Source organism: Rhizobium leguminosarum, from assembly GCF_002953715.1.
Lineage (GTDB): Bacteria > Pseudomonadota > Alphaproteobacteria > Rhizobiales > Rhizobiaceae > Rhizobium > Rhizobium leguminosarum_V.
The window spans coordinates 147,953-161,264 of record NZ_CP025017.1; the positions used below are offsets into that span (position 1 = coordinate 147,953).

The window sequence follows — 13,312 nt, forward strand, 5'->3', positions numbered from 1 at the left end:
GTCGTTGACGCCGGATGAGGTGCGGGCTTGGTGTCGATTTATCAACGTATTTTCACCGATGTCGAGACGAAGATCATCAGCGGCGATTGGCGGCCCGGCGACCGTATTCCCGTCGAACACGAACTCGCGGCGGAATATCGATGCTCGCGGATGACAGTCAGCAAGGCGCTGTCGGCGCTGGCCGAGCGCGGCATGATCGTCAGACGGCGCAAGACAGGTTCGTTTGTCGCATCGCCCCAGATCGACCGCACGGTGATGGATATCCAGGATATCAGCACCGAAGCGGAACTGGCCGGGCACGAACACCGCTTCGAAATCCTCGCCCGCAAGATCGAGCGCCTTGGAGAGGCGGAGGCGCAGCAGCTGTCGGAGCCTGCCGATGCAGAAGTCCTCAGGCTTCAATGCCTGCATATCGTCGATGGCAGACCGAATGCCATCGAGCGGCGGATCATCATGCTCGATGCTGTCCCACGGGCGAGAGAGGAGAGCTTTGCTTCAATTCCGCCCGGCAAATGGCTGCTTGACGAGGTTCCCTGGTCCAAGGCCAAACATGTCATTCGCGCTGTCTCGGCCGACACCACGACGGCGCGGATCCTACAGACGGAACGCGGCGAGGCCTGCCTTAGCCTCATCCGCCAGACCTGGCAGAACGGCCGCACGGTGACCTATGTCGAGTTTACCCATCCAGGCGACCGGTTCCAGTTTGCGGGGACGTTTCATCCGGCAGCAAATTGAGTTCGACGCAAATCACGAGAGGTTCTGCAAGTGACCGATGAGCGCCTCAAGGCGATCCCGCTGAAAAGTTTGCAGGCGTTCGAGGCGGTGGGGCGCTGCGGCGGCGTGACGGCCGCGGCATTGGAGCTAAAGGTTTCGCCGGGGGCCATCAGCCAGCAGATTCGCAAGATCGAAAGCTTTCTTGGAGTTTCGCTTCTGGAGCGCAGCGGACGAACCGTCGAGCTGACCGCCTGGGGCCGGCTCTACCATCAGGAGATATCGAAGGGGTTCGAGCAATTTGCGCTCGCCCAGCGACTGTTGGAAAAGGCGCGCAACGAGACGGCGTTGGTGCTCAGTGCGCTTTCCTCCGTCGTCAACAAATGGATCGGCAGGCGCATCTTCGACTGGCAGGCGCTTCATCCCGAAGTTCCAGTGAGGATTATCGGACGCGACAAAGAGCCCCGCATCGGCTTCGACGATGTCGATTTTCGCGTCAGCTACGGGTCGGACGTCCTCCAGCATGAACATTATACCGAACTGTTTCGCGATTGGGTGGTGCCTGCCTGTTCGCCGGCGCTGATGCAGGATGGCGCGCATGCAGCTCGCGATCTTTTCGAACAGCCGCTCCTCCACGTCGAGTGGGAACGGCACTTCACGCCCTACCCCAGCTGGGCGGAATTTGCCGCCAAGGCCGGTGTCTCCTTCGATGCGTCGACGCCGGGCCTTTCCTTCACCCTGTCGAGCAGTGCAATTGACGCAGCCGTCAACAAGCGCGGCGTCGTGCTCGCACAAATGTCGATGATATCAGATGAGCTTGAGGCGCAAACGCTCGTCATTCCGGTCGACATGCGCATTGCACTGCGTGAAAGCTATTTTCTCGCCTGGGACCGTGCTGCCTTGCAGAAACCCCACGGGCGCGAATTCCGCGATTGGCTCATTACCATTTCCCGTCAGCAGGCTTCGGCATCGGCTCCTGCTGCCTAATTTCTCAAATCGGAATCGATTTGAGAAATTATGCATCGATTCAGAAATGTTACAGCGTCCTTTGCGCGTCAGAAAAGACGCGCGGCGCTGTAAGTCAACACTTTAGAAAAACTAAAACGGAACTCAGCTACGCGATATTGATGAAAATTTTCGCCTGGCGATAATTTGCGCAGTCGTCTTCAAAGGGGCGGCATGGCTGACAATGGCAGGAGAGCCCAATGGCGCGGACCGACAAGATGAAACTCGGGACTTTCGTCTATACGTTCGGCTTTCATCCTGCCTCCTGGCTGCATCCGGCAAGTGACGTCAACGGTGCCAACGACTTCGCTCATCTGCTCGATGTCGCCAAACGATCCGAGGCGGCCAAGTTCGATTTCATGTTTATGGCGGATTCTCCTGCCGCCGCCGTCGGCGACCCAAAAGCGCTTGCCCGCATTCCCACAAAGATGAACCGTTTCGAACCCCTCTCGCTGCTCTCGGCTCTGGCGGTCACCACCAACGATCTCGGTCTGGTGGCGACGGTGTCGACGAGTTATTACGAGCCATACAATGTCGCGCGTCTGTTCGCCTCGATTGACCATCTGAGCAAGGGGCGCGTCTGCTGGAATGTCGTCACCTCCGATCACGACGAAACCGGCTACAACTTCAACCGCGAGGGGCTCGATCCGCATACGCTGCGCTACGAGCGCGGCAACGAATTCGTCGATGTCGTGTTCGGTCTTTGGGACAGCTTCGAGGATGGCGCACTGCTTCTCGATCGTGAAAACGGTGTCTACTACGACAAGGACAAACATCACACGCTCAATCACAAAGGCAAGCACTTCCAGGTTCGCGGACCCCTCAACATCGCGCGAACGCCCCAGGGCCGTCCTGTCATCGCCCAGGCGGGCGGTTCGGAACCCGGAATGGACATGGCGGCACGCACGGCGGAGATCGTCTTCAGCCTGGCATCGAATATCGACCGAAACCGGACCTTCTACGAAAACGTCAAGAGCCGGATGCCGGCCCATGGGCGCGATCCGGACGATCTGAAAATCATGCCGGGTATCGTGATCAACGTCGGTGAAACTGAAGCCGAGGCAAAGGCGAAGGTCGACTATCTGATCGACAAGATGCATCCGGATGTCGGCCGGCTGATGCTCTCCGAATTTCTGGAAGCGGACCTGCGCGACGTGGCGCTCGACAAGCCTTTCCCCATGGATCGGCTGCCGGCAGCGCCAAAGGGATCACGCGCCTTGTTCGACGAACTGGTCGATTTCGTCAGAAGCGGCCGCACCGTCGGCGAACTCATCCGGCATTATGCCGAGAAGCATACCGGAAATGGCATGACAGGCACGCCGGCCCAGATCGCCGACTTCATGGAAGAATGGTTCGAGACGCGCGCCGCCGACGGCTTCATCCTGATGTTCCCGACCTTGCCGTCCAGCCTCGACGATTTCGTGCGGCTTGTCCTGCCCGAGCTTCGCCGCCGCGGATTGTTCCGCGAGGAATACGAGGGCAAGACTTTGCGTGAAAACCTCGGTCTTTCAATGCCTGTCAATCGCTTTGCCAAAACGAATGAGCCAGCCCGATGAGTGTCGAGGCTTTGATCAGCGAGGCGGACTTCAAGCTTTCGATGCGTCATCTGGCGGGTGCCGTCAGCGTGATTACGGTCGGCGACGGGCAAGAGCGCACCGGCTTCACGGCAACGTCGGTCTCCTCGCTTTCGGCCGAGTTGCCGTCCATCATCGTCAGCGTCAACCGGGCGTCTTCCTCATGGCCGGCGCTGCAGCGGTACGGCTGCTTCTGCGTCAACGTGCTCGCCGCCGACCAGCAGCAGGTGGCGCAATCCTTTGCCGGTCTTGACGGGCAAAAGGGCGCTGAGCGCTATGGCGATGCAGGATGGTATCGCCTCAAGACCGGCGCGGCCGCCCTTGAAAAGGCCCTGACGGTGCTGGACTGCAAACTCGAAACCGCATTCCACTATCATTCCCACGCCATTTTGGTCGGGCATATCTGCGCGATCGAAATCCGGCAGGACATAGGGCCGCTGCTTTACTGGCGCGGCGGCTATCGTGAACTTCCGGCGGAGGTTGATCGCAGCGGCCTAACGAAGGCGCTCAGACAATAGCCCTATCGAGGCGACATCCGCATTGGCAAATGCAAGTCTGAGGTAACGCTCCTGGCCTTCGCCGAAATAGGCGCCGGGCAAACAGACGACGCCGGATTCTTTGGCGAGTTTTTCGGCAACCTCTGAAGACGATCGATCGGCGTCGGGATGGCGGATAAAGGCGAAATAGGCGCCGATCGCTCCTATCTCCCAATCCGGCAACCCGGAAAAGGCCTGCCTCAACGCGTGAGCCCGGCGGGCGATCTCCAACTGGTTGCCGGCTCGCCACTCGGCGAGCGCCGGGATCGCCGATGCAACGGCGATCTGAGGCGAGCGCGGTGCGCAGATCTGCATATTGTCCATCACCTTGGCGATCTCGGCGATGAGTTTTGGCCCTGCCGTGATTGCACCCAGCCTGTGACCGGGAATGCAGAAGGATTTCGAGAAGCTGTAGAGAAGAACGAGCGTGTCTTCCCAGCCCGGCTCTGAGAGGAGTGAGTGCGGCCGTCCGTAATCCTCGCCGAGGAAATCGCGATAGGTTTCATCGAGGATCAGCCAGGCGCCATATTTCCGGCAGAGCACAAAAAGCTCATGCAGCAGGCTCGGCGGATACACGGCCCCGGTGGGATTGTTGGGTGTGACGACGGCAAGCATCTTCGCGCCGGCTGCAAGTGCAGCCTCGGCTGAACTCAGACCGGGAAGAAAGCCGCCGGCAGCGTCGCAATCGACCAATCGACGCCCGATTCCCAGCATCGACAGCGTCGTGTCGTGATTGAAATAGAAGGGATTGGTGAGCGCTACGGTATCGCCGGCGCCCGCAAGCGCGATCGCTACGCACATGAACGCCTGATTGCAGCCGGCGGTGATATGGATATTGCCGGCGGAAAGGTCGGTGCCGTAAAGCCCGGCAACGTGAGCCGCGTAGGTCTTGCGCAACAGAGGTTCGCCCTCGATCGGCCCGTATCCCGTCATCGCCTGTTGTCCGGCTGCCTCGGCAAGAAGCCGAAGCATCTCCGGATGCGCGGGATAGCCGGGCACGGCTTGCGACAAATCGATGAGCGGCCCTTTTTCTCCTTTGTATTCGCGGCTCCAGGCGACGACGGAAGGGATGGGCGGGGCAGAGAGGCGGGCAACGAGGGAATTGGGTTTTGCAGCGATCATATCGATTTCTCTTTGATACCGATTGCTACAACGATACCAATTGTTTTCTCAACCTCTTTGTCTGACGAGACGGACCTGAAGCGGAGACACATGCGCATGGTGTGGGACAAAACGCGGCTGGAACAGCTGCGCGCAGAATTTGCAGACGCCAATGGCGGCGAGATATTCGATGAGAAGTTTCGCAAAGTAGCGGAGAAGATCATCTCCAAGAGCGGCACGAGACTGGCGCCCTATGCCGGAGTGCCGACCTTCCTCAGCGCACCCTACATGCAGGTCGCGGCCGATGATCCGGATTTCGGCAATCTCCAGGTTGCGATTACCGGAATCCCCATGGATCTTGGCGTCACCAATCGCCCAGGCTCGCGTTTCGGACCGAGGGCACTTCGCGCCATTGAAAGGATCGGCCCGTACAATCACGTTCTCGCCACGGCGCCGGTCTTCGATCTTCGGGTCGCCGATATCGGCGACATATCGTTCCAAAGCCGTTACCGGCTGGAACTCAGCCATGACGACATCGAAAGGCGCATCGGCCAGATCGTCGATGCCGGCGTGGCCCCGCTTTCCGTCGGAGGCGATCATTCCATCAGCCACCCGATATTGAAGGCCGTCGGTCGGCAGCAACCGGTAGGCCTCATTCATATTGATGCCCATTGCGATACAAGCGGCGCTTTCGATCAGACGAAGTTTCATCACGGTGGGCCGTTCCGCAATGCGGTGCTGGACGGCGTGCTCGATCCGACAAGGACGATCCAGATTGGCATCCGTGGTTCGGCGGAATATTTGTGGGAATTCTCCTATGCGTCGGGAATGACCGTGATCCACGCAGAGGACATCAGCGGAATGGGGATTCCTGCCGTCGTTGCCAAGGCAAAATCCATCGTCGGCGACGGCCCGACCTATCTTTCCTTCGACGTCGACAGCCTCGATCCGAGCTTTGCGCCCGGCACGGGCACGCCCGAGGTCGGTGGATTGACCACACGTGAAGTCCTTGAACTGATCCGTGGGCTGAAAGGGATCAACCTGGTGGGTGGGGACGTCGTCGAAGTGGCTCCGCAATATGACACAACGACCAACACGGCGCACGCCGCAGCACAGGTGCTCTTTGAGGTCCTGAGCCTCATGGTGTTTAGTCCATCGATCGGCAAGCGCTAGAGCCGACCTCTCGGTCATCTGTGGCAATTGGCCCGATGGGCCAAGATCATATCATTCGTAGCCTAGCAATGATGGAGGCAGGGAATATCGCGCCCATGGTCGTCGCCACCGACGCCTCCCGTCATGCAGCCACTGTCGGTGGGGCAATGAGCAGTATTGCGGCGAAGCCTTCATCGTCACGCCAAGCGTTCTAGCCAACGCACCTCAAAAACTCTTCGGTGTCCATGAGTTCGAGCTGCACGGAAAACCGATCGTGCAGAAGTTCCAGTGACGCGTCATGCGTATCGTCGGCGCCGCTGCAGACGGCGTCATTCAGCACGATGACACGATAGCCGAGATCGATTGCGCCGAGCGTCGTGGCAAGCACGCAGACATCCGTTTCACCGCCCGTTATCACAAGCGTATCGACCCGCTCCGACTGAAGGGTCGGATGAAGGCGGCCGTCGATCCAAGGCGAATAGGTGCTTTTGTCGAAGTGCCTTGCCGGCGGAACCAACGACGCCAGCGATGGGGCGAGATCGATGAAGCCGCGCGGAAGATGTTCGCCCGTCATCATCCACCATTTCCGGTAATAATCCCGCCATTTCCCCGGCATGTCGTCGGCATGCTCGGGTGGCAGGAAGCGGGTAAAGATCGTTCGGGAGGGATGTCGCCCGGCCAGCTCTTCGATCTGGGGAGAGATCCGTGCCATCCAGGGAACGTGCCACGGCGTGTCTTCGGCAAACATCCGCTGCATGTCGACGCAAAGGTGCCGCCACTCCCCGACTTCGCCCATCACATCCTCCACTCGGTCTTCGGGCGTCAACCGCCGCGCGCGGCGAAAGTTCCTAGAACAGGATGATTTTAGGCCGGGTCGGCCTAAAATCCGAATCCTGTTCTACATTATATAGTTAGAGCATGATGTCGTCCGAAAACCGCTCACACTTTTCGGCATCATGCTCTAGCGGAAGATCAAAAGCCTCTCAGGCGACAGCGCTCTCAGCTGTCCGGAAACAATCAAGTTCGCGAAGAGGAACCGGTTTGGAGAAGTAGTAGCCCTGGAGGTCGGTGCAGCCGAGGGCGGCCAGAAAGTCGCGTTGATATTCGGTTTCGACCCCTTCCGCCGTTGTCGAGATACCGAGGTTGCGGCTGAGCGCGACAATGGCGCCAATGATGGCCGCCCCGTTGGCTTTTGTGCCGAGCTGTGAGACGAACGAACGATCGATCTTGATGCGGTCGATATCGAAGCGCAGGAGATGGCTGAGGCATGAAAAGCCGGTTCCGAAATCATCCAGCGAAATCTGAACACCCCGGCTGCGCAGCGACTTCAGCACCGTATAGACGTCCGAATTATCCTCGATCAGCGAGGACTCCGTGAGCTCGAGCTCGAGCCGGGACGGCGGCAGGCCGCTCTCCTGCAGCACGGCGAAGACTTCGTCGGCAAAATTTGGTCTTCTCAACTGGGCAGGAGACACGTTGACCGCAACAAATGTGTCTTCCGGCCATTTGCAGGCGGCTCTGCAGGCTTCGCGCAACACCCAGAAACCGAGAGCGTCGATGAGGCCGCCCTCCTCGGCGACAGGGATGAAGCTGGCAGGCGTCAATAGTCCGCGCTGACTGTGACGCCAACGCACGAGAGCCTCCGCGCCCGACGCCGGGTATCCGCCGCCCTCGGCGCGATGCACCGTTTGGTAATAGACTTCGAGCGATCCGAAGTCCGGCCTGTTCGCAATCGGATCGGATTGTGGACCGTCAGCGGCTGAGGCCGTGCCTTTGGCCAGAACCTCCCGCAATTCGTTCTTGAGAATGTCGCGCGCATTCCGGCCGCCGTCCATCGACGGTGAATAGACGCGCCACTGCCCTCTCCCGCCCATCTTTGCCTCATACAGCGCGACGTCGGCGTAACGCATGATGTCATCGGCATTCCGTCCGGCGTCCGGCACGACGGTCACGCCGATCGAGCCGCCGACCCGTGCGATCGCCTCGCCCCTCAAAAGCGGGAAGGGCTTGCCAAGTTCGGCAACGATCGCGTCGCATATTGCCGGCAGAACGTGATCATGATCTTTGATGTCCCGGAGAAGCAGGGCAAATTCGTCTCCTCCAAGCCGGGCAAGCGTGTCGCCCGGACGAAGCAGGGAATGGATCCGCTCCGCAGCCATCCTGATGAGTTCATCGCCGGCGGCATGGCCGAACGTGTCGTTCACAGCCTTGAAGCGGTCGAGATCGAGAAGCGCGACTGCCGAGCGCTCGGCCGAATTCTTCGTCTCGGCCAGGCACTCGTCGAACCTCATCGCGAACAAAGCGCGGTTGGGAAGGCTCGTGAGCACGTCATGCAAGGCAAGCTGTCTTGCATGCAGCTCGCTTTTCCTCAACTCGCCGAGACTGCTTCGCAGGCGCACCAACAGGACCGAGAACAGGATCGCGATCACCAAGGCGGCTATCGAAAGCGCCGGCATCAATCGGCCGATCACTCTCGAGCCTGGAAGATCGGGCCGCCATACGATGAAGCCGATCGGTTCGCCATTTGCCGTGGCGTCAATCTGGAACGCAACCTCGTTTTCGTCTGCATCGGCCGTGCGCGCGAAGCGGGCGCCGTTGAGGCCCTGTTGCCGGCTCAATTCGTCCAGCGCCGCACCATCGATAAAACGCACGACGATCAGGAATTGCCGCATCGTCTGCCGTTGCCCCTCATCGGGTTCGTTGATGGCGACGACGCCGACGATCGTCGGCCGACCTTCCAGCCGCATCAGATTGGCGAGCGCAGTGTTGGAACGTCCTGGGCTCGCAAGGCGGCTTTCCATCGAGGACGGCGTTCGTTCGTTGGAAACCGTGCCTTGTCTCACCCCAAGGCGGGCATCCTGAAGCAGAGGCAGAAAGAGAGGCCTCATCCAGCGGTAACGCTTTTCCGTTTGGGCGTCCGCCAGCATGAGCAGTTGCGCCTTCTCGTCGACGACAAAAGCCTGATCGTAGCCGAAGGCGGACATTGCGGTCTGGCTGATCGCACTCCCGGCCGCCGCCGTCAGAACCGCATCGAGGCTGGAGGAACCTCCGCTTGACCGGGCAGCCGGATAAACACGTGTGAGATAGCCGTTGCCGAACTGGCCGATGACATGGGCGACTTGATCGACCTGTTCCCGCAGGCGGGCATTCACAAGCTGGCGCTGTCGATCAAGGGCGGCAGCATCGCTTTCGGTTCCTGCCCAGAGCGCCGAGAGTACAACAAGTCCGATCGCTCCAAGCCCGCTGACGGCAATCAGAAACAGAATTCTTCCCGAAGCAATCCAGGATTGCTGAAACGTCTTGGAGCTGGAAGGAAGAACGATCTGCAAGCCTAGACCCCTGAACACCACGACACGGGCGCATTGGCCGACGTTAACAAAGAAGCGTTCACGTAGAATTAAAAGCTGCGGCGCAGTATGGGGCGAGATCGAATACGCCCCAAGGAGCTCCCGACGATGTTGCGCAGATCCATTCAGACTATAGTGCGCGGAGCCCTGATGGCGGGCGGGATGGGTGCCTTGCTGGCTGCGACCTTGCCGCTCCAGGTGGCTGCGCAGGATCGCATGCCGATGAGAATTGCTGTCGAAGGTGCATTTCCGCCCTTCAACTATCTCGATGCGAATAACAAGCTTCAGGGCTTCGATATCGATATTGCCAATGCGCTGTGCGAGGTTGGCAAGTTCGAATGCCAATTTATCATCGAGAAGTGGGACGACATCATCCCTGATCTCGTTGCCGACAAATACGACGCGATCATCTCATCCATGTCGATGAGCCTTGAGCGGCGTCAGAAGGTTGCCTTCACTGAAAAATACTACAACAGCCCGTCGGTGTTCATCGCCCGGAAGGATTCGTCGATCAGTGACGTCAGCCCCGCCGCCCTCAGCGGCAAAGTTCTTGGAGTGACGTCGTCGACAGCGCAGGAATCCTATGCCAACCATCTTTATCCGGAAATGAAGAAGACGATTTTCCGGTCTTCGCCCGAATTGTACAAGGGGCTGGCGGATGGGAGCGTCGACATTATCCTCGAGGATAAACTCGCCATCTACGACTGGATTGCCAACACCAAGGCCGGAAGCTGCTGCGAGTTCAAGGGGCCGGATCTGGTCGACATCACATATTTTGGTGAGGGTGCCGGCATCGCGCTGCGCCTGGATGACAAGGAGCGTCTGACACGCTTGAACGAAGCGTTGAAGAGCATCAAGGCGGACGGGACCTACGACATGATCAACGCAAAATATTTCCCGTTCAGCATCCAGTAATTCGTCACTCAAATTGTCATGTGGTGAATGCGGAATGGCCGGCTTTCCGCCGGCCATTCCTATCAGGTAAGGTCCTCGGTCGTAGTCGCTACGCGGCCTTCGCGACCTCTCCGTGCGGATCGAGGACATATTTCGTCGCCGCTCCATGGTCGAAACTCTCATATCCAGCGGCGGCATCGTCGAGTGGGATGACCTTGGCGTTGACGATATCGGCAATCGGCAGCCGGTCGTGGAGGATCGCCTGCATGAGCTGGCGATTATATTTGATCACCGGAGTCTGGCCGGTGTGGAAGGACTGCGCCTTGGCCCATCCGAGGCCGAAGCGGAGCGACAGATTGCCGTGCTTGGCGGCATTGTCGACGGCACCCGGATCCTCGGTAACATAGAGGCCGGGAATGCCGATCGAACCCGCGGCACGGGTAATCTCCATCATCTGGTTGAGGACGATCGCCGGCTGTTCCCCACCCGAATGGCCGCGTGCCTCGAAGCCGACCGCATCGATGGCGCTGTCCACCTCGTTGCTGCCGACGACCTGCGCGATCATGTCGCCGAGACGGTCACTCTTCGACAGGTCGATCGGTTCAAAACCGACTTTCGCCGCATGCGCCAGACGGTCCTTGTTGAAATCACCGACCATCACGACAGCAGCGCCGAGAATGCGAGCCGAAGCCGCAGCGGCAAGGCCGACAGGGCCGGCGCCTGCCACGTAGACGGTCGAGCCGACGCCAACACCTGCACGCACTGCGCCATGGAAGCCGGTGGGCAGAATGTCGGAGAGCATGGTGAGATCCCGGATCTTCGCCATTGCCTTGTCCCGATCAGGGATTTTCAGCAGGTTGAAATCTGCGTAGGGAATGGTGACGTAGCGCGCCTGTCCGCCGATCCAGCCGCCCATGTCGACATAACCGTAAGCACCGCCGGCGCGGGCCGGGTTTACCGTCAGGCAGACACCGGTATCCTGAGACTTGCAGCAGCGGCAACGGCCGCAGGCGACATTGAAGGGCACCGAGACGATATCGCCGATGTCGAGCATCTCGACGTCGATGCCTTTCTCGATGATCTCGCCGGTGATTTCATGACCGAGGACCAGGCCCGGCATCGCCGTCGTGCGGCCGCGGACCATGTGCTGATCGGAGCCGCAGATATTGGTCGATATCACCTTCAAAATCACGCCGTGTTCGATGCGGCGGCCGTCGGGCGCTTCCAGCTTCGGGTCGTCGATGTCGCGAACTTCGACCTTGCCCGGCCGGAGATAGACGACGCCTCTATTGTTGCTCATGAATTCCTCCCACTTGTTTGAATGCCTCGATCTGCAACCGATGCAGTCGATGGCAGGCTTCCCTCCGGCCTGCCTCCTCTGCAGTCCGGTGTCCACAACACAGGATACCGCCGCACCGGGCGATATTCGAATTTTCAAAACGGACAGATTGGATGAGAAGATGAGTGAACGCCATGGTTTTCGCCTGTCGTTCCGCTCGTGACCGTCTGCCGCAATCCGTCGATTTGCTGTGCCAAGAGCTGGTTTCCGGCTCCAGAATCTCCTTTCGATCCATCTCGATATCTTTCCGGATGTCTATCCGGCGATTTCCTTGAGGATTTCAGTTCTTCTACCGCTGCGGGGCAGCGCCGGCGTCAGGCCAGCGTCCCAATGGTCCATTTCGCCAGTTTGCGAGATAGCGCCTTGAACACCACAAGCAAACCATGCCTGACGTAAAACAGCGATCAAGAAAACGACATGGGCGCAACTCAAAGACGACAGTCGGCAAAGTCGCAATGGCTCGCTACGTGGGAGAAATAATGATCCCGCGAATACGGCGGTTTTCCGGATCGTCGGGGGAAGATTTGATTGCCGCTGCCTCGAGATGGCAAGCCTAAAGCATGTCGTGCAAAACTGTGCAGCGGTTTTGCGACAACGACATGCGTAACAACAAAGACCTAAAGCGCGATCAGCGAATCTGAAAGATCGCGACGCGCTTTAGGTGCGATGCGGCCGGCGGCTGCGGTTGACGTCGATGGCCGTGTGCCAGAGCACGGCGCCAAGGATGATCGCACCGCCGAAAAAAGTGGCGACGGGCGGCTGCTCGGAAAACAACAACCAGACCCAGAAGGGCGTGAGCACGATTTCCATCGTGCCGATCAGCGCCGCTTCCGCCGGCGGCATTCGTTTCGCCCCGGCAAGGAAGAGCACGAGCGCCAGGGAGAAATTGGTCGCACCGAAGGCGGCGAGAACGATCCAGTTATGCAGGTCGAGCGAGCCGACTGAACCGAACGGGGCAAAGATGGCAAGCGTCAGGAAGGCGCTGACCACGGTCGGCGGCAGGCTCGGCACGCCGGGATTGATGCGCGGAATGATGATGACGAGCGCGAAGGACGCGGTCATGCCGAGCGCCATCAGATCGCCCCAACCAGTGCCGCCGCCGATCGACGAGGCGACGATGACCGCAACGCCGAAGAGCGAGATGCCGCCGGCAATCAGCGTCCGCCTGGAGACCCTCTCCCTGAGGATGAACCAGCCGAGCAACGCTGCGATGAAAGGCGCGGTCGCATAGATCATCGTCACATTGGCGACGGTGGTCATGTATAGCGCCCCGATGAAGCATACCTGACTGAAGGTCTGGCATGCGATCATGGCAAGACCTGTGGGATGGAAGACGGATCGCCATTGCTGCCGTGAGATGCCCCCTTCGAGGAAAAGGCAGGGGATCAGCAGAAACAGGCCGCCGAACAACGACCGCCAGGCGATCGCCGTCCATACGTCGGTCGTCAGGAGCCGCGAATAGACGCCACTCGCGCTCCAGGCAAGTGTCGCGGCAACGATGAGAAACACACCCTTCTCGTGCTCGCTGCCTGCGAGGCGTCTGGCCGGATTTTCAATGGTCACGCAGATATTCTCAAAGAAGGAAGTCGAACGCCGCTCTTTTCTGCGCCAAGAATTGACATCAGACAAACGAATAGTAGAGATAGCTGTCAT

At 59.5% G+C, this 13,312-nt stretch carries 11 protein-coding genes and 1 riboswitch; of the genes, 6 read left to right on the forward strand and 5 right to left on the reverse strand.

All coding sequences use genetic code 11. The features are described from left to right. The first annotated feature begins 27 nt into the window (after positions 1 to 27). The 4 genes from hutC to CUJ84_RS37195 all read left to right on the forward strand — a co-directional run bounded on the left by hutC (position 28) and on the right by CUJ84_RS37195 (position 3,808). Positions 28 to 735 carry a histidine utilization repressor gene (hutC, locus tag CUJ84_RS37175; RefSeq protein ID WP_105010406.1) on the forward strand — a complete coding sequence of 236 codons (708 nt, stop codon included), beginning with the start codon at positions 28 to 30 and terminating at the stop codon, positions 733 to 735. 30 nt (positions 736 to 765) lie between these two features. Continuing rightward, positions 766 to 1,698 (forward strand): LysR family transcriptional regulator, encoded by a 933-nt coding sequence (locus CUJ84_RS37180; RefSeq protein ID WP_105010407.1) that lies wholly within the window; start codon positions 766 to 768, stop codon positions 1,696 to 1,698. A gap of 218 nt (positions 1,699 to 1,916) precedes the next feature. Beyond that, positions 1,917 to 3,272, forward strand: coding sequence for an LLM class flavin-dependent oxidoreductase (locus tag CUJ84_RS37190; RefSeq protein ID WP_105010409.1), 1,356 nt, complete (start codon positions 1,917 to 1,919; stop codon positions 3,270 to 3,272). Continuing rightward, the gene (locus tag CUJ84_RS37195; protein WP_105010410.1) at positions 3,269 to 3,808 is read left to right on the forward strand and encodes a flavin reductase family protein; all 540 of its coding nucleotides are present in this window, start codon (positions 3,269 to 3,271) and stop codon (positions 3,806 to 3,808) included. The genes CUJ84_RS37190 and CUJ84_RS37195 overlap by 4 nt, the downstream gene beginning before the upstream one ends. Here the strand turns inward: CUJ84_RS37195 and CUJ84_RS37200 are convergent. Further along, positions 3,785 to 4,948, reverse strand: coding sequence for an aminotransferase (locus tag CUJ84_RS37200; RefSeq protein ID WP_105010411.1), 1,164 nt, complete (start codon positions 4,946 to 4,948; stop codon positions 3,785 to 3,787). The genes CUJ84_RS37195 and CUJ84_RS37200 overlap by 24 nt on opposite strands. Positions 4,949 to 5,044: 96 nt before the next feature. Between CUJ84_RS37200 and speB the strand changes: the two genes are divergently transcribed. Continuing rightward, on the forward strand, positions 5,045 to 6,100 hold the full coding sequence (gene speB, locus CUJ84_RS37205) for an agmatinase (protein ID WP_105010507.1): 1,056 nt from the start codon (positions 5,045 to 5,047) through the stop codon (positions 6,098 to 6,100). Between the two features lie 190 nt (positions 6,101 to 6,290). On the opposite strand, the gene CUJ84_RS37210 is transcribed toward speB, so the two are convergent. Next, positions 6,291 to 6,875, reverse strand: a complete 585-nt coding sequence (locus tag CUJ84_RS37210) for a cysteine hydrolase family protein (RefSeq protein ID WP_105010412.1) — start codon at positions 6,873 to 6,875, stop codon at positions 6,291 to 6,293. 187 nt (positions 6,876 to 7,062) lie between these two features. Next, positions 7,063 to 9,429, reverse strand: a complete 2,367-nt coding sequence (locus CUJ84_RS37215) for a putative bifunctional diguanylate cyclase/phosphodiesterase (RefSeq protein ID WP_105010413.1) — start codon at positions 9,427 to 9,429, stop codon at positions 7,063 to 7,065. A 105-nt stretch (positions 9,430 to 9,534) separates the two neighbouring features. On the opposite strand from CUJ84_RS37215, the gene CUJ84_RS37220 reads away from it, so the two are divergent. Continuing rightward, positions 9,535 to 10,341, forward strand: a complete 807-nt coding sequence (locus CUJ84_RS37220) for a transporter substrate-binding domain-containing protein (protein ID WP_105010414.1) — start codon at positions 9,535 to 9,537, stop codon at positions 10,339 to 10,341. Between the two features lie 88 nt (positions 10,342 to 10,429). Here CUJ84_RS37220 and fdhA read toward each other — a convergent pair whose 3' ends face one another. Then, entirely contained in the window at positions 10,430 to 11,620 is a 1,191-nt protein-coding gene (gene fdhA, locus CUJ84_RS37225) for a formaldehyde dehydrogenase, glutathione-independent (RefSeq protein WP_105010415.1), read from the reverse strand. A gap of 220 nt (positions 11,621 to 11,840) precedes the next feature. Continuing rightward, positions 11,841 to 12,040, reverse strand: a riboswitch (cobalamin riboswitch). A gap of 276 nt (positions 12,041 to 12,316) precedes the next feature. Further along, positions 12,317 to 13,222 carry a DMT family transporter gene (locus tag CUJ84_RS37235; RefSeq protein ID WP_105010417.1) on the reverse strand — a complete coding sequence of 302 codons (906 nt, stop codon included), beginning with the start codon at positions 13,220 to 13,222 and terminating at the stop codon, positions 12,317 to 12,319. Between the last annotated feature and the right edge of the window lie 90 nt (positions 13,223 to 13,312).